Origin of the sequence: Indolivaga macrotermitis (genome assembly GCF_900128985.1) — a bacterium.
In the GTDB taxonomy this organism is placed as follows: Bacteria; Bacteroidota; Bacteroidia; order Bacteroidales; family Dysgonomonadaceae; genus Dysgonomonas_A; species Dysgonomonas_A macrotermitis.
Map to the genome: position 1 here is coordinate 1 of NZ_FQUC01000026.1, position 16,643 is coordinate 16,643.

General features: G+C 47.0%; 17 protein-coding genes. All 17 read left to right on the top strand.

Annotation, left to right across the window (positions count from 1 at the left end; all coding sequences use genetic code 11):
* A partial coding sequence (locus BUC12_RS20215; RefSeq protein ID WP_073357347.1) for a hypothetical protein occupies positions 1-454 on the top strand: 454 nt, incomplete at its 5' end.
* Between the two features lie 177 nt (positions 455-631).
* Positions 632-931, top strand: coding sequence for a DUF4134 domain-containing protein (locus BUC12_RS19135; protein WP_062185078.1), 300 nt, complete (start codon positions 632-634; stop codon positions 929-931).
* Positions 932-1,072: 141 nt separating this feature from the next.
* A complete protein-coding gene (locus BUC12_RS19140; RefSeq protein ID WP_062185081.1) occupies positions 1,073-1,402 on the top strand; it encodes a DUF4133 domain-containing protein in 330 nt (109 codons plus the stop codon).
* Positions 1,399-3,897 carry a TraG family conjugative transposon ATPase gene (locus BUC12_RS19145; RefSeq protein WP_062185084.1) on the top strand — a complete coding sequence of 833 codons (2,499 nt, stop codon included), beginning with the start codon at positions 1,399-1,401 and terminating at the stop codon, positions 3,895-3,897. The genes BUC12_RS19140 and BUC12_RS19145 overlap by 4 nt, the downstream gene beginning before the upstream one ends.
* 21 nt (positions 3,898-3,918) lie before the next feature.
* Complete coding sequence (locus BUC12_RS19150) at positions 3,919-4,461, top strand: DUF3575 domain-containing protein (protein ID WP_070808648.1); 543 nt, start codon at positions 3,919-3,921, stop codon at positions 4,459-4,461.
* A gap of 95 nt (positions 4,462-4,556) precedes the next feature.
* Positions 4,557-6,749 (top strand): OmpA family protein, encoded by a 2,193-nt coding sequence (locus BUC12_RS19155; RefSeq protein ID WP_062185091.1) that lies wholly within the window; start codon positions 4,557-4,559, stop codon positions 6,747-6,749.
* A 172-nt stretch (positions 6,750-6,921) separates the two neighbouring features.
* On the top strand, positions 6,922-7,818 hold the full coding sequence (locus BUC12_RS19160; protein WP_062185095.1) for a hypothetical protein: 897 nt from the start codon (positions 6,922-6,924) through the stop codon (positions 7,816-7,818).
* Positions 7,819-7,940: 122 nt separating this feature from the next.
* Positions 7,941-8,891, top strand: coding sequence for a fimbrillin family protein (locus BUC12_RS19165; protein WP_070808649.1), 951 nt, complete (start codon positions 7,941-7,943; stop codon positions 8,889-8,891).
* Positions 8,892-8,973: 82 nt separating this feature from the next.
* Positions 8,974-9,915, top strand: coding sequence for a fimbrillin family protein (locus tag BUC12_RS19170; protein ID WP_062185102.1), 942 nt, complete (start codon positions 8,974-8,976; stop codon positions 9,913-9,915).
* Positions 9,916-10,007: 92 nt separating this feature from the next.
* Positions 10,008-10,637, top strand: a complete 630-nt coding sequence (locus BUC12_RS19175; RefSeq protein WP_062185104.1) for a DUF4141 domain-containing protein — start codon at positions 10,008-10,010, stop codon at positions 10,635-10,637.
* 139 nt (positions 10,638-10,776) lie between these two features.
* A complete protein-coding gene (gene traJ / locus BUC12_RS19180; protein WP_073357348.1) occupies positions 10,777-11,769 on the top strand; it encodes a conjugative transposon protein TraJ in 993 nt (330 codons plus the stop codon).
* A 147-nt stretch (positions 11,770-11,916) separates the two neighbouring features.
* Positions 11,917-12,540, top strand: coding sequence for a conjugative transposon protein TraK (traK, locus tag BUC12_RS19185; RefSeq protein WP_062185354.1), 624 nt, complete (start codon positions 11,917-11,919; stop codon positions 12,538-12,540).
* A 62-nt stretch (positions 12,541-12,602) separates the two neighbouring features.
* Positions 12,603-12,995 (top strand): TraL conjugative transposon family protein, encoded by a 393-nt coding sequence (locus BUC12_RS19190; protein WP_236689424.1) that lies wholly within the window; start codon positions 12,603-12,605, stop codon positions 12,993-12,995.
* Positions 12,961-14,253, top strand: a complete 1,293-nt coding sequence (gene traM / locus BUC12_RS19195) for a conjugative transposon protein TraM (RefSeq protein WP_073357349.1) — start codon at positions 12,961-12,963, stop codon at positions 14,251-14,253. The genes BUC12_RS19190 and traM overlap by 35 nt, the downstream gene beginning before the upstream one ends.
* A gap of 74 nt (positions 14,254-14,327) precedes the next feature.
* Positions 14,328-15,314 carry a conjugative transposon protein TraN gene (gene traN, locus BUC12_RS19200; protein ID WP_062185328.1) on the top strand — a complete coding sequence of 329 codons (987 nt, stop codon included), beginning with the start codon at positions 14,328-14,330 and terminating at the stop codon, positions 15,312-15,314.
* Positions 15,315-15,370: 56 nt separating this feature from the next.
* On the top strand, positions 15,371-15,958 hold the full coding sequence (locus tag BUC12_RS19205) for a conjugal transfer protein TraO (RefSeq protein WP_062185321.1): 588 nt from the start codon (positions 15,371-15,373) through the stop codon (positions 15,956-15,958).
* 29 nt (positions 15,959-15,987) lie between these two features.
* Positions 15,988-16,419: a TraQ conjugal transfer family protein gene (locus BUC12_RS19210; protein WP_062185325.1), complete on the top strand. Its 432-nt coding sequence runs from the start codon at positions 15,988-15,990 to the stop codon at positions 16,417-16,419.
* Positions 16,420-16,643 lie beyond the last annotated feature (224 nt).

The window sequence follows — 16,643 nt, forward strand, 5'->3', positions numbered from 1 at the left end:
CCCGAAAAATGATGGAGTTATAGAAAAAGAATCTACATTTGCACCGGAAACGAAGGAAGAAACCAATCAGATAGCTGATGTGGACGTTCCTTTGGAGAAAGTCGAAACGATGTCCGAAGAGGAATTTGACCCGGACGAAGAAGCGGTAGGACTCGAAGCGGAAAGAGGCGCTGTCCTTGCAAGCGGAGCCGGTTACGATGAACTGATGAATGCCGGGGAAGTCATTGCCAAAGTAAAGCCGTCGGATGAGGAGAAAGGTGAAGCCGGACGTGTACTGTACGAGAATCAATCTACCGAAATCATAGAGCAATTTGCATCGAAAGACAGGCAAACCCTGGAGAAGGTAAACGCCTTGATTCGTTTTCATGTGAAAAAGCATAACCTGACCGAAGATGGTGAAAAGTTATCCGGTTCCGAAGAGTTCGAGAATTTCGATATCAATAGTATTTTTTAGAAAAGATATATCCAATGAACAATGAAATAGAAATAGAAACATAAAACAAAACAGTCTGCATGTTTTTGTAGACGATGTAAAACAAAACGGCCTGTGGCCGTGCTAATTATCCAAGTTATTCTCTAACCCGCCGTGGGGCCTATCCATCCCCACGGCATTTAAAACAGATCAACATTTATGAGAAAGAAAATCCTTCTTTCTATGGCTATGTCCTTAGCCATAGGTTCAACCTTATTCGCCCAGGGCAACGGTATCGGCGGTATCACCGAAGCTACCAACATGGTGACCAGTTATTTTGACCCAGCGACCAAATTAATATACGCCATCGGCGCAGTCGTGGGACTCATTGGCGGGGTAAAAGTATATTCAAAATTTTCGAGCGGCGACCCCGACACATCGAAAACCGCCGCTTCGTGGTTCGGGGCCTGTATCTTCCTGATTGTAGCCGCCACCATACTGCGCTCATTCTTCCTGTAAAATGATTCAATCCCTGTTATCCGGTACGGACTGAAGGGTAAAGCCTGAGAGCAATTTACGGTATGTAGATTCAATTTCAGTCCCCTGTCCGCCGGATACCGGGTTACTAACCCATTTACCAATCATTAAAAAATAAGAAGAATGGAATATTCAATCAACAAGGGGATCGGCCGCCCCGCCGAGTTCAAGGGCTTGAAATCACAGTACCTGTTCATTTTCGCCGGAGGATTGCTGTCGGTATTCGTAGTCTTTGTGATCATGTATATGGTAGGTATCCCCCAGACGGTGTGCATCGGCTTCGGCGGTACTGCTGCCGGAACGCTGGTCTGGGCTACCTTCCACCTGAACGGCAAATACGGGGAGTTCGGGCTGATGAAGCTGCAAGCCATCCGCAACCACCCGAAGTATATCATCAACCGCAGGCGGATCGGAAACCTGTTCCTCAGGAAAAGGAAGGAGGCGCGTCCATGAGAAATACAGCCAAAGCAGCTACGCTGGAAAGTAAATTCCCGCTATTGACGGTTGAGGACGGTTACATCCTCAGTAAGGACGCCGACCTGTCGGTAGCCTACCGGGTGGAACTGCCCGAACTCTTTACCGTCACTTCCGCCGAATACGAAGCGATGCACTCGGCATGGCTCAAAGCTATTAAAGTACTGCCCAATTACAGCGTCGTCCACCGGCAGGACTGGTTTATAGAGGAAAAGTACAAGCCGGACTTAGACAGGGATGACATCAGTTTCCTGTCACGTTCGTTTGAACACCATTTCAACGAACGCCCGTACCTGAACCATACCAGCTACCTGTTCCTGACCAAAACGACGAAGGACAGGGCGCGCCAGCAAAGCAACTTCAACGCCCTGACGCGGGGTTTTATTATCCCCAAGGAAATGCAGGATAAAGAAGCTATCCAGAAGTTTATCGAGGCGGTGGGGCAGTTCGAACGGATCATCAACGATTCGGGGTTTATCAGGCTGACCCGCATTACCACCGATGAGATCGTAGGGACAGGAAAAGAGGCGGGCATCGTCGAAAAGTATTTTTCCCTGTCGCAGAGCGATACCACCTGCTTGCAGGATATTACCCTCGGAGCAGGGAAAATGAAAGTGGGGGATAATTACCTCTGCCTGCATACCCTCTCCGATACCGAAGACCTGCCGGGAAAGGTACAGACCGATAGCCGCTATGAACGTTTGTCAACAGATAGAAGCGACTGTAGGTTATCCTTCGCCGCACCGGTAGGCGTATTATTGTCCTGTAACCATATCCTTAACCAGTACATTTTTATCGACGACCACGTAGAAAACCTGAAAAAGTTTGAGAAGCAGGCAAGGAATATGCACTCGCTTTCGAGGTACAGCCGTTCCAACCAAATCAATAAGGAGTGGATCGAAGATTACCTGAACGAAGCGCACAGTTATGGGCTGACCTCCGTCCGCTGCCATGTAAACGTCATGGCGTGGAGTGAGGATAAGGAAGACCTTTCGCGAATCAAGAACGATGTGGGCAGCCAGCTGGCGTTGATGGAATGCAAGCCCCGGCATAATACCGTGGATACGCCGACCCTGTTCTGGGCGGGGATACCGGGCAACGCGGGGGATTTTCCGGCGGAAGAATCATTCTATACTTTTATCGAGCAGGCCTTATGCTTCTTTGTCGCGGAGACCAACTACCGCAGTTCGCTCTCGCCTTTCGGCATCAAGATGGTAGACCGCCTGACGGGAAAACCGCTGCACCTGGATATCTCCGACCTGCCAATAAAGAAAGGAATCATTTCCAACCGCAATAAGTTCGTATTGGGGCCATCGGGTAGCGGAAAGTCCTTCTTTACCAACCACATGGTCAGGCAGTATTATGAGCAAAACGCCCATGTATTGCTGGTTGATACAGGTAATTCATACGAAGGCTTATGTAACCTGATCCGTCAGAAGACCAACGGGGAAGACGGGGTGTACTTTACTTATACCGAACAGAATCCTATCTCGTTCAACCCTTTTTATACGGAAGACGGGATATTCGATATCGAAAAGCGGGAAAGTATCAAGACGCTGATCCTGACCCTGTGGAAGCAGGAGCATGAGCGGCCGTCAGGTTCGGAAAGCGTAGCCCTGTCCAACGCGGTCAACCAATACATCGGCCTGATAACAAGCAACAGGAGTATCGTCCCCTGCTTCGATACCTTTTATGAGTTCGTCAAAAACGATTACCGCCATAATATGGATAAAAAGAAAGTACGGGAGAAAGATTTCGACATCAATAATTTCCTGTTTATCCTCGAACCCTTCTATAAAGGCGGCGAATACGATTACCTGTTGAACTCGGACAAGGAACTGGACTTGCTGAATAAACGCTTCATTGTCTTTGAGATAGATGCCATAAAAGATAATCCCGTGCTGTTCCCTGTGGTAACTATCATCCTGATGGAAGTTTTCATCAATAAGATGCGGCGGTTGAAAGGCGTCCGCAAAGTCTTGCTTTTGGAAGAGGCTTGGAAAGCTATCGCCAAAGACAGTATGGCTAACTACCTGAAATATATGTTTAAAACCGTCAGGAAGTATTTCGGGGAGGCTATAGTCGTAACACAGGAGGTAGACGATATTGTCCATTCACCGATAGTCAAGGAAGCCATTATTACCAACTCCGATTGTAAGATACTGCTGGACCAGCGCAAGTACATGAACAAGTTTGACGGTATCCAGTCCATGCTGGGATTGACCGACAAGGAACGGGCGCAAATCCTCTCCATCAATATGGCAAACAACCCGAACCGCAAATACAAGGAAGTATGGATAGGACTGGGAGGCGTACAGTCGGCAGTCTATGCCACTGAAGTAAGTATGTGTGAGTACCTGACCTATACGACGGAGGAGACCGAAAAGCTGGAGGTCATGCGGTTAGCGGAAAAGCTGGACGGGGATATAGAACTGGCGATAAAACAGCTGGCGGATAGCAAGCAGAATCCATAACTAATTAATTCAATTAACAAGATGAAAAAGAACATATTCACCTGTGCTCTAATGACTTTCTTTTGCTTTTGTGCAAGCCAGCTGCAAGCCCAGTCCTATTCGCTGGGCGCGAATATCCCGGCCTGGGGAACGGCTACTATCAACGCGGAAATAAGCATGGCGCTGGACCGCAAGTGGTCGCTGCACCTGCCCGTATATTACAACCCGTTCGTTTTTAAGGATAACAAAAAGCTGCAAAACTTTACCCTTATGCCAGGGGCGCGTTACTGGCTGCTGGAATCTTATGTGAACGGCTTTATCGGGGTAAACGCCATCGGTTCGAAGTACCATATCTCGTGGAAGGACAGCCGCTACGAGGGTGTGGCATTCGGAATGGGGGTAAGCATGGGCTATGCGTGGCTTCTGTCGCCGCGCTGGAACCTGGAAATTGAAGGGGGCGCCGGGCTTGTCCGGGCGGACTATACCGAGTACGAGTGTCAGGAATGCGGACGGCAAAAGAGAGAACATTCGCGCTGGGTAGCCGTGCCCAACAGGCTCGCCCTCTCATTTATCTATCTCTTCTAAGGCCGCAGGCCTTTTTATTACCCGGTAAGTGTAAATATTAAAGATAGTCATACCGGAAAATATATCATAAACACATGCACTGTTAGTAAAAAATTATGAATATAAAAATAATAACATATCCTTTTGTCTGCCTGTTCCGGGCATTGACAGTGATATTATTTATCGTAACCCTGTTCTCTTCCTGCGGCACGCAGCGTATGGATAAGGAGGCTCGCGCCAATATCCACCTGCCTGTACAGCCTGTGGAAGGAACGGAGGAAAAGGCGCGGGATAAGGAATTGCCTTCGGTCATCGGTATGAAGGACAGGCACGGCAATGTCACCACTTATGTACAGACGGAAAAGGATAAGGAAGGGAACGCGCAGTTATCGGTACAGCTCAGCGAGGTAACGGTAACGGCCAGGATGAAGAATGTGCCGGAACGGTCCGGTAAGGTGGATGTGGATTTTATTGTATCGGTTCCCGAAGAATTGATAAACAGTAAATGGCAACTGAACCTGACGCCGCATCTGGTAAAGGCGGGCGCAACTTCGGATTTTGACGGCCTGGTTATCTCCGGGGATGAGTTCAGGAAATTGCAGCAAAAGCAATATGCTAAGTTTGACAGGTACCTTTCGAAGATAGTTCCCGACAGCCTGTTCGATAAATACTTTGTCCGTACAGGGGCTTTCCACCGGTATATAGACCGTTACAATCGCTCTGAGTTTATGCGTGTACGCAAAGACTCCCTGGACCATGCGGGCTATTCGAAGTACAAAGCCGGGTTGGAGAAACGCTATGCTTTCTTTAACCAAAGGATGCGCCGCAACAAACATTGGCTCAAAAAGCGGATGGGTTTTCCGAAGATAAAGCAGCGGTACGGATATTTCGGCCGGGATACGGCATATATAGCATCTGTCTATAACAGGCGGTATAATGAGATTGTAAACCTGCTGCCGATGTTCCACCTGCTGCGGGGCTTTGCTCCGGAGTATACATTATGGAAATACCGTAAGGAAAAATACAGTATCGGTTTTGTCAATAATTACGCGCCTGTAACGGCTGCCGATTCGGTTTTCTTAAAAAAACGCTTTTTGAAAGACAGGCAGATTGCCCGGAACCAAAGCCTGGTCGATAACAGGCATATCGTTTTCGCTGAAACGGTAAAGTTTCCGAAAAACGAAAAAGCGCGGCTCGATACTGTCATTTATAATAAAGGAAAATTTGAATACTATTACAAGCAGCAGGTGATGGCGGACGGGGACAGCCGCAGGATGAAAATCTACCTGGACGGGTATGCGCGGTCTATTTCGGGCGACAGTTACCTGTTGCCCCATTCCGATACGCTGGACTATGTGGTGTCGTCCATGATACAGTTCCTGGATACCGTTCCCCGCTATATGCGAAAGGTTATCGAACGCAAAGCCGTATCCACGCTCCGCGCCAATATCGCGTTCAGTACAGGCAAGTACAATATGGACATTGATTTGGGGGATAACCACCGGGAACTGGATAAGGTACGGGAGATGCTGGAGAAGCTTACGGAAACAGGCGAATTTGTCCCGGACAGCATCTCGCTGGTGGCCGGTTGTTCGCCGGAGGGTTCCTTCCGTTCCAATATGCTGTTGTCGAAAAGGCGCGCCGAATCGATTGGTAAGTATCTCAGTGGGAAACTGTCGGGAATCGAAGGTATCGCATCCATGCTGAAACCGTACCCGAAGGGGGAAGACTGGCAGGGATTATCGGAACTTGTCTCGGATTCCCTGGAGAGTGAAAACAGGAAATCTATCCTTGACCTGATTATGGCGGATACCGATCCGGACAGGAAGGAGCCGGATATCCGCTCAAAATATCCTGCCGAATACAGGTACATCCGTGAAAAACTCTATCCGCATTTACGGGCTGTAGACTTTACATTCCATGTGCACCGCAGGGGGATGGTAAAGGATACCATCCATACCACGGAGCCGGATACGGTATATGCCAAAGGTATGGAGCTGATGACGGAACGGAAGTATTCCGAAGCCCTTTCGGTACTGTATGAGTATAACGACTATAACACGGCTGTATGCCTGATGAGCCTCGGATACGATCAGGCGGCATATACTATCCTGCTGGAAGAACCGGAAACGGCAAACAGGGAGTACCTGCTGGCGGTACTGGCTTCGCGGCTGGGAAGGGAAGAGGAAGCTGTCAGGCGTTACCTCCACTCGGTGGAGCTGGACCCGGCCAAGCGCTGGAGGGGTACGCTCGACCCGGAAATCAACAAACTGATTAAGGCATATAACCTTATCCGGTTTGATAATTAGCTAATGTGCCAATATGTAAATATGCCAATGAGACAATGTGCCAATATGCAAATATGCAAATATGCAAATGTGTTAATATGCAAATGTGCAAATGAGCTAATTGCTAATGATATGGAACGGGAATGAATATTGACTGGTTTACGAATATCCGAATTTTCAAATTAAGTATTATATGAAAACTATTTTTAAAACAATGATCCCGCTTATCTGCTTTACCTGCTGTACGCTGATGGCATCCTGCAATCTGATCGACTTTTCGGAGGACTGTACTTACTACGGGGATGTGGAGATAAAGCCGGACTTATCGGCATTGACTGTGGGAGAGGAAAAGCCTGCCCTGACGGATATATACCTGCTGTCGCCGCAGCATAACTATATGTATGGTATCACATCGGATACCCTGGTGACAGGTATCCGGGCTGCAAGCTACAGGGTACTGGCATGTAATGCATACGGATTGCAAAATATCGACTTCTCCGGTATGGACTGCCCGGAAACGGCTCAAGCGGAACTAAGCGCATTTGAAAAGGACGGCAGGCTTTATACGGTTCAGGCCCCGGTTCTGTATGCCGCCAATGCTGATTTGACGGTGATTCCTTTTGAAAGGGTAGTTTGTGAACCTGCGCTGAAACCGGCTACACGCCGGATCGATATCGATTTTGTCGTAGTAGGTAATACAGATATGGGAGTCAGCGCCGTCAGCGGGGAGTTATCGGGCATCGCTTACAAATATAGCTTTAAGCGGTCGGATGCGCTGGAGTCTGACGCATGGCTGGCTTTTGATACTCAAAGAAATGTAGAGAAAGACAATGTATTCTCTTCCACGTTGAACGTATTCGGGGTAAATCCGGACAAGCAGGGTACAGGCAGGATAGACAACCTGCTGGATATCGCCGTGCAAACTTCCGATGGTAACAGATACAGGGAGTCCATCGCCCTGACGGATGTATTCAGCGGTTTTACGACACGCATAATCCATATCACGATTCAAATACGATTGGGGCTGATGGGCATGGAAGCGGAGGTAGCAGGATGGGACGTCTCGGACGGCGGGGTTATCGAATTATAAAAAGGGTGTTATACACCTTAGTAAGAAAAAAAGTAATCGCAGGGAGCTACCGACCGGCACAAGGCGCCAAAGTCCGGGAAGTAGCCTTATTGATAATTAATTAACTATTAAAATCCATTTTTATGAAACGTTTATTTATTTGCATGGCGGTAATATCCGCTACAGTATTCGGTTTTTCAAGCTGTAACAATGAGGATGAGACGGTTTTACCGTCTCCGGGACAGACGGCGGACCTGCGTATCGAAACGGAGATAGTTTCCGCCGGGACAGGTTTGCGTTCAACGAAAGCGGCGTTAAGCAGTTTCCCTGAAGGATCGGCTCTCAGCCTGTTCGTGACTAGCGGAACATTGGGAAGTAACTACCCGCAGGGGCCTTATAATAATGTCAAGGCGGAGTATAAATCCGGGAAATGGGAACTGACCCCTACAGTCAAGCTGGGTGATACTCCGGCTACAATTTTCGCGTTCTATCCGTATAATACAGCGTATACCAACGGCGCATCCAATATGATCGTATCCCATACGAACCAGGTAGACTATATGTACGGAACTAACGCGGAAGGACAGGGAAATATAGACAGGGAGAATCCCAATGTACGCCTGCGTATGAAACATGCTAAAGCCCTCCTGCAATTTAATATTAAAAAGATGAATTACCCGGGAGAGGGTAAACTCACACGTATTGAAGTAGCCAATATCAACGGAAAAAACGATTTATTCAGTGCCGCCAGCCTGAATATCTCCACAGGGGAGCTGACTAATATCGGAGGGCAGTATAACCCGGCTTATATTGAAAATGTGAACGGCTTATATACCCTTACAGAAGATGAACCTGCCGGTCCGCTGGAAATAATGGTTATACCTGTAAGCAAATCATCAGCCAACGGCAGTATTGTGATGCGCTTTTTTATCGACGGGGCTATTTATACTTATAATGTTCCTGTGAATACCGCGTGGAAGCAGGGGACGAAGTACCTCTACAATGTCACTTTCAACGGTACGGAGCTGGTAGTAGACGATATTGTCATCACCGGCTGGACAGAAGGGGCTAAAGGGGAGATTAACCTGTACTAAGGTATATACAGGGAAAAGGTATGGAGTTCCTGCTCCATACTCCCTTTTACAAATCCGTTAGTATTTACTTAAAATTATCAATATGGAAACTAAATTCATAAAGACCGTATTCCTTTCATTTTGTATGGTATGGCTTGTCAGCTGCAACAATGATGATTTGCAGGAACCCGCAGGCAATAATTCTTCGGAGCTGGTAATCGAGACGGGGCTCAGGCCTATGGATAAATCCCTGAAAAGCGGGCCTGTCTCCGATTTTACAGAAGGCAGCAAGCTGGGGTTGTTCATAACAAGAGGAAGCCTGAATGACGATTATTCATCTTCCGCTTCACGCAATATACTTTCCACATTCACCGGAGGTATCTGGAAGCAAAACCCGGCGGTAAACCTCTATGCGCACGATGCAACGGTTTTTGCGTATTACCCCTATAGCAGCAGTTATACCAACGGAGCGGAAATCCCGGTGCAAAGCGGATCGACGGATTATATGTACGGGACGCATACAACGGGACAGGCGGCTGTCAATAAGGATAACCGGACGGTAAGCCTGACCATGAACCATGCCCTGGCTTTGGTACAGTTCAATATCTATAAAGCCAATTATCCCTGGCAGGGAAGGCTCGACAGGGTCTGCATCAACAATGCGCCGGGCAAGGCGATAGTACACTACGACGGAAACCTGGATATACAGACCGGGGAAATCTCGGATATGTCCGGGACAGACCGGAACATACAGGTAAACAGCTCTCCCCTGCTGATGATCCCGGATGAGAAATCCACAGATGAGAATGGCTATGTAAAACTATTGCTGGTTCCGACGGCCAAAACATCATCACGCGGCGAGGTCGTTATTACCTTCGACATCGACGGGAGAGCTTTCACATGGGAAGCGCCTGCGGGTACAGAGTGGAAGCAGGGGACAAGGAACACATACGATGTCCAGTTGAACGGGAACGAGCTGCGTATCGGGCAGGTAAAGATCGCCGGCTGGACGGACGGGACAGGCGGGAACGCTTTCCCTGAATAGCGCCAGTCTATAAGCAGGGCAAAGGGCTATTCCTTTATAATACAGGGCAGCCCCCTGTAAAACAGTTATTTAATCATTAAAAGTTCAACAGCATGAAAACCAAGATTTTTATGTTGTGGATGGGCCTTGTGCTCTTCACAACAACTGTAAACGCGCAATGGGCGGTATTCGACCCATCCAACCTGGCTCAGGGAATCGTTAATACGACGCGGCAGGTGGTACAGACTTCGACGACGGCTACCAATATGGTAAAGTCATTTCAGGAAACGGTTAAAATATACGAACAGGGTAAAAAATACTATGACGCGCTAAAGGCGGTAAATAACCTTGTTAAGGACGCAAAGAAGGTCCAGAAGACCATCCTGTTGGTAGGCGAAGTATCGGATATATACGTGAACAGTTTCCAGAAAATGATGGCCGACCCGAATTTTTCCGTAGAAGAACTCAACGCCATTGCCGACGGATATGCCAAACTGTTGGAACAGAGTAACGATGTGCTGACCGAACTCAAAGGAGTGGTCAACATCAGCACATTATCCCTGACCGACAAAGACCGGATGGAAGTGGTGGATAGATGTTACGACTCGATGGTCGGTTACCGCAACCTGGTACGCTATTACACCAATAAGAATATCGGAATATCGTACCTGCGGGCGAAGAAGAGCGGGGAGACTTCCCGCGTCAATACATTATACGGCAATCCGGATTCACGCTACTGGTAAACTCTGATTAGCAAATGAGCAAATTCGGAAATGAGCAAATTGCTTTATTAGAAGTGATTTCATTTTCGAATTTGCCAATGGCGCGAAGCGGCGCTTTTATTTGCTAATTTTCAAATTAACTCATTTTCAAATTGAATTTATGGATTTTGATCAATTTCACGAAACACTGCGGACCCTCTATGACCAGATGATGCCCCTGTGCGGCAATATGACCGGGGTAGCCAAAGGAATAGCCGGGCTGGGAGCTTTGTTCTATGTGGCTCACAGGGTATGGCAATCCCTCTCGCGGGCGGAACCCATCGATGTCTATCCCCTGCTCCGTCCTTTTGCCATAGGGTTGTGTATTATGTTCTTTCCTACTGTTGTACTGGGAACTATCAACAGCATTATGAGTCCTGTCGTACAGGGAACACACGGTATGTTACAGTCGGAAACATTCGATATGCAGAAATACGCGGAACAGAAGGATAGGCTGGAATATGAAATTATGCGGCGCAATCCCGAAACAGCCTACCTGGTAGACAATGATATTTTCGATGCCAAACTGGAAGAGATGGGCATTACCGATGTCGGGCAAAAGGTAGGCCTGTACCTTGAAAAAGAACTCTATGACATCAAAAAATGGATGCGGGAAACGTTCAGGGAGCTGCTCGAAATTATTTTCAAGGCCGCGGCGCTGGTCATCGATGTGATACGCACCTTTTTCCTGATAGTGCTGGCAATCTTGGGCCCTATTGCTTTCGGCATATCTGTCTGGGACGGTTTCTCATCTACGCTGACACAATGGATAACGCGGTATGTGTCGGTCTATTTATGGCTGCCCGTATCTGATTTATTCAGTACAATACTGGCACGGCTTCAATCACTGATGTTGCAGGCTGATATCGACCGTATGCAGGTAGACCCGGACTTCTCTTTAGACCACTCGGATATGATATATATCCTGTTTATGATTATCGGCATTGTCGGGTATTTTACGATACCTACCGTTGCAGGGTGGATCATCTCGGCAGGGGGTATGGGCAACTTCGGCAAGAATGTAAACCAGACGGCTACCAAAGGAGGAGCTATTGCCGGAGGAGCTGCCGGAGCGGCAGCTGGTAATATTATAGGAAGGTTAAAGGGGCGGTGAGCCACCGCTCCCGGTTATCCTTACAAAAACGATAAACAATAAGCAAATTGGCTCCGCCGAACGTTGTTTCGGAGATTAGCAAATTGCCTCAATAACAAAATGTTTCATTTCCGAATTTGCTAATTATCAAATTTTCAAATTGAATTTATGGAATTTAAGTCATTAAAAAATATCGAAACGAGTTTTAAGCAACTCCGTATTTTCGGCATCGTGTTCCTGTGTATGTGCGCCCTTGTCACGGGATATTCCGTATACAGCGCATACGGCTTCGCGGAAGCCCAGCGTCAGAAAATATATGTACTGGACAACGGGAAATCGCTGATGCTCGCCCTCTCGCAGGACCTGTCACAAAACCGGCCTGTGGAAGCAAGGGAGCACGTCAGGCGTTTCCACGAACTCTTCTTTACCCTTTCTCCCGACAAAAGCGCTATCGAAAGTAATATCAACAGGGCATTGCTCCTGTCCGATAAATCGGCTTTCAATTATTATAAGGATTTGTCGGAGAAAGGATATTATAACCGCATCATTTCGGGGAATATCAACCAGACTGTCCAGATTGACAGTGTGGCCTGCAACCTGGATGTCTATCCTTATCAGGTGGTAGCATACGGAAAGCAGATGATTATCCGGGAGAGTAACATAACTGAACGCTCCCTGATTACATCCTGCAGGTTACTGAACTCCGTCCGCTCGGATAACAATCCGCATGGATTTACGATTGAAGGGTTTGAGGTCAGGGAGAATAAGGATATCAGGGCGCTTGCCAGATAGCCACCTCACCCCGGCCCTCTCCAAAGGAGAGGGAGAAGGGGTAAAACTCTAAAAATTGGGATATGAACAATATGAAAGAACAACTGAAGGAACTGGGTTATTGGCTGGAAGGCAAACTCAAAGACCTGTGCGGGGAACTGACTCCCGACAAACGGATAGTTACTATCCTGATAATGCTCCTGATACTGACAATCGGCAATCTCTACTTCACATTTTCCACCATATACAACTGGGGAAAAGAGAGTGAGAGGAAAAAACACCCCGGTATTGAGCATATAGAACGATTGGAGATACCCGGAAACAGGAAGGAGGGCTTTATCGATTCGGAGATAGACAAAAGCGCCTTCGACAGCATCAAGGCTATCAAACCTGCAAGGGATGATTATTCAGGGAATGTTAAACCAACAAATTTCAAGGATTATGAACTTAAATACACAACAGAAGCAAAAGCTTAAAAAGTATGCGGTTTTTGCATTGATGGCGATTATCTGCGCCGGCTCGATATGGCTGATATTCAAACCATCCGCTAAGGACAAAGCCAAAGAACAGGAAGGTATTGGGCTTAACGCAGACATACCCGATCCTGATGGCGGCGGGCTTATCGGCGACAAGAAAGACGCCTACGAGCAGGAACAGATGCAGAACAGGCAGAAGGACAGGATGCAATCCCTTCAGGGATATATGGATATGCTGGAAGGGGAAACCGACGACAAACAGCAGGTAAGCATCTCCCTGGCAGATGAACCGGAACAGCAACCAATTCAACAACAGGACAAGAAAGCGCCGATAGGCAATTCGGTGGCTGCCTACCGGGACATCAACAAAACATTGGGCAATTTCTACGAAAAACCGGAAGCTGATCCCGAAAAAGAAGAGATGAAAAAGAGGCTGGAGGAGCTGGAGGCTAAAATAAATGAGAAGGATACCAAACAGTCGGCTATGGACGAGCAGGTAGCCCTGATGGAAAAATCCTACGAAATGGCGGCAAAGTATATGCCGCAAGGACAACAGGATAACAGCAGTAATAACGAAAGCCTGAGCAAACGGATTTCCAATGGAACTTTAAGGAGTAGCAACAGCAACAATGGTAAAACGAAAGTTGCTCCAATTCGTCAGATACGGAACCAAACGGTTTCCGCTCTATCTCAAAAATTATCGGATGAAGATTATTTCCTGATGTATGACCAGCCCCGCAATACAAGTTTCAATACGATGGGCGGGGAAACGGGCGTATCGGAGAAAAATACTATATCGGCTGTTATCCACGATGACCAGACAGTGGTCAACGGACAGACCACTCGTTTGCGGCTGACCGAGCCATTGATGGCGGGAACTATACTCGTACCGGAAAACACTATCGTTACCGGAGTCGCCAAGATTCAGGGGGAGCGGCTGGATATACAGGTATCTTCGATAGAATACCAGGGAACGATTATCCCGGTGGAAATGTCAACCTATGATTCGGACGGGCAGAAGGGAATCTACATTCCCGGCTCACTGGAGATGAACGCCGCTAAAGAAATCATGGCGAATATGGGTAACAGTGTCGGCACAAGTTTTACGATGACCGAGAGCACAGGGGCTCAGTTGACCTCCGACCTGACAAAAGGGGCGATACAGGGCTTATCCGCCTATATGCAGAAAAAGATAAAGGAGATTAAGGTTACGCTCAAATCGGGATATAAGGTTATGCTGATGCCGAAAGTCAATTAGTCAATTAGCTAATATGCCGATGTGCCAATTTAGAGAATGAAAAACTAAAAATGAAAAATTTTAAATTAAGAACAATGAAGAAATATATTATATTATTTGCATTAGCTATTACAACAATAATGGCCAATGCCCAGACAGAAGATACAATACCTGTGCTAATGGAAACACCGGAGCAAATGCAGGAGGATCTGCAACAAGTGCTTAAACCGACATTTGGGGATTATTACGAAGGGCTGACCAGGAAAATCACTTTCGACCGGATGATTCCGCCTTACGGACTGGAAGTAACTTTTGATAAAACGGTGCATATCATCTTTCCTGCGCCGATCCGGTATGTGGACTTGGGCTCGAACCGCATTATTGCAGGCAAGGCGGGTACATCGGAGAATATCCTGCGGGTAAAGGCGGCTATACGGGACTTTGAAACGGAGACGAATATGGCGGTCATTACCGAAGAAGGAAGCTACTACACCTTCAATGTCAAATATGCCGATGAACCGGAAAAACTCAATATCGAGATGAAGGATTTTATGCACGACGGTATCGCTACGAATAACCCAAACAACTCAATGGATATTTACCTGAAGGAACTGGGACGCGAATCGCCACGTACCGTATATATCATCAACCGCGCCATATACAATACCGACAAAAGGCTGGTAAAGCATATCGGCTCAAAACGGTTCGGCATGCAGTATTTGCTAAAGGGTATTTATTCGCATAACAACCTCTTGTATCTGCACACTTCGGTTAAAAACGCCTCCAATGTCGCTTTCGATGTGGATTTTGTGCGCATGAAGATCGTAGATAAGAAGATGGTAAAGCAGACGGCCATTCAGGAAACGGTGATCTATCCGCTCAGGGCATACAATTTTGTATCATCTGTCGGAGGCGATAAAACGGAACGCACGGTATTTGCCATAGACAAAATCACAATACCCAATGACAAGCAGCTGGTAATCGAACTTTTTGAAAAGAACGGCGGTAGAAACCAGTCCTTTGTGATTGAAAATGAAGATCTGTTACGGGCTAAGGAAATTGACGAACTAAAGGTAAAATGAAGAATCAATTGGAAAATTAGCAAATTTGAAAATGATGAGAACTAAAAATGAGTAATATGAATAGAATATTATTAATAATCACACTGGCCTTCTCACTAAGCCTGCTCTTTATGGGGCAGGCTCATGCTCAACGCTATTTGCCGGGACAAAAAGGCATACAGGTAACGGGAGGCTTTGTCGATGGCTTTACTTTGGAGAAAAAAGACGGGCAGGCGTTCTTCGGCGGTCTTGCCCTGTCTACTTATACCAAAAACGGTAACCGCTGGGTATTCGGCGGGGAATACCTGCAAAAAAGCTATGCTTACAAGGACAGGTTTATCCCCCTGTCCCAGATAACGGCCGAAGGCGGCTACTACCTGAACTTCTTATCGGACGCAAGTAAAACCCTGTTCTTCTCGGTAGGGTTGTCGGCTGTAGGAGGATATGAAACCATTAACTGGGGTAAGGAACTGTTGTTCGACGGAGCTACCATTACCAGCGAAGACAATTTCCTGTATGGCGGGGCGATTTCCTTTGAAACTGAAATCTTCCTGTCGGACAGGTTTGTACTGCTAATTAATGCCCGGGAGCGGGTACTGTTCGGCTCGGAAATTAATAAGTTCCATTTCCAACTGGGAGCAGGAGTCAAAATATTTATAAACTAAGGTCATAGACCGCTAAAAACAAGAGAACTATGAGAAAATGTGCATCATATATAATCTTTACGCTATTGCTGGCTGCAATAGCGTGTGCCTGTAGCGACGATATTGATATTAAGCAGGATTATGAATTCCAAGTTACTCACCTGCCTGTCCCCAAGAAGATAAAGAAGGGGGAGACGGTAGAGATAAGGTGTCAACTCGAAAAAAGCGGTTCCTATGCCAATACGGCATATAAATTCAGGTATTTCCAGTTTGATGGAATGGGCAGTTTGCGTATGGACGGAAGCAAGCCGTTCCTGCCCAATGATTACTACGGCCTGACGAAAGAATCGTTCAGTTTCTATTATACGTCTCAATCAGATGAACAGGCCGTCTTTGATATTTATTTCTTTAACTCGGAAGGCAACAGCTTTACTCTGAGCTTCACATTCAATGCCGACACAGGCGGGGAGGAAGAGGTATGATGACAATGGCGGTAATTTCATATATTATCAGTTGGATAAGTATAATTTATTCGTGTCTGACAGCTCCGGATGATACAATGTTGTGGGATGAGGAAATTGAATAATAAAATACTAAAAAAGTCGGGCGTATTGAAGTGCCCCCCCAAAGTTGGACAATAAATTATTAACTATATTTAGATTGAGTTCGGTATTTTACCGGGCTCAATCCGTTTAAAGACAGTTTA

What these genes read in the sequence shown, in the direction of transcription:
- traM (WP_073357349.1), top strand. Translation starts at nt 12,961, where the DNA reads ATGAACTTAAATACACAACAGAAGCAAAAGCTTAAAAAGTATGCGGTT.
- BUC12_RS19210 (WP_062185325.1), top strand. Translation starts at nt 15,988, where the DNA reads ATGAGAAAATGTGCATCATATATAATCTTTACGCTATTGCTGGCTGCA.
- BUC12_RS19160 (WP_062185095.1), top strand. Translation starts at nt 6,922, where the DNA reads ATGAAAACTATTTTTAAAACAATGATCCCGCTTATCTGCTTTACCTGC.
- BUC12_RS19155 (WP_062185091.1), top strand. Translation starts at nt 4,557, where the DNA reads ATGAATATAAAAATAATAACATATCCTTTTGTCTGCCTGTTCCGGGCA.
- traJ (WP_073357348.1), top strand. Translation starts at nt 10,777, where the DNA reads ATGGATTTTGATCAATTTCACGAAACACTGCGGACCCTCTATGACCAG.
- BUC12_RS19205 (WP_062185321.1), top strand. Translation starts at nt 15,371, where the DNA reads ATGAATAGAATATTATTAATAATCACACTGGCCTTCTCACTAAGCCTG.
- BUC12_RS19165 (WP_070808649.1), top strand. Translation starts at nt 7,941, where the DNA reads ATGAAACGTTTATTTATTTGCATGGCGGTAATATCCGCTACAGTATTC.
- traN (WP_062185328.1), top strand. Translation starts at nt 14,328, where the DNA reads ATGAAGAAATATATTATATTATTTGCATTAGCTATTACAACAATAATG.
- BUC12_RS19190 (WP_236689424.1), top strand. Translation starts at nt 12,603, where the DNA reads ATGAACAATATGAAAGAACAACTGAAGGAACTGGGTTATTGGCTGGAA.
- BUC12_RS19150 (WP_070808648.1), top strand. Translation starts at nt 3,919, where the DNA reads ATGAAAAAGAACATATTCACCTGTGCTCTAATGACTTTCTTTTGCTTT.
- BUC12_RS19135 (WP_062185078.1), top strand. Translation starts at nt 632, where the DNA reads ATGAGAAAGAAAATCCTTCTTTCTATGGCTATGTCCTTAGCCATAGGT.
- traK (WP_062185354.1), top strand. Translation starts at nt 11,917, where the DNA reads ATGGAATTTAAGTCATTAAAAAATATCGAAACGAGTTTTAAGCAACTC.
- BUC12_RS19170 (WP_062185102.1), top strand. Translation starts at nt 8,974, where the DNA reads ATGGAAACTAAATTCATAAAGACCGTATTCCTTTCATTTTGTATGGTA.
- BUC12_RS19175 (WP_062185104.1), top strand. Translation starts at nt 10,008, where the DNA reads ATGAAAACCAAGATTTTTATGTTGTGGATGGGCCTTGTGCTCTTCACA.
- BUC12_RS19145 (WP_062185084.1), top strand. Translation starts at nt 1,399, where the DNA reads ATGAGAAATACAGCCAAAGCAGCTACGCTGGAAAGTAAATTCCCGCTA.
- BUC12_RS19140 (WP_062185081.1), top strand. Translation starts at nt 1,073, where the DNA reads ATGGAATATTCAATCAACAAGGGGATCGGCCGCCCCGCCGAGTTCAAG.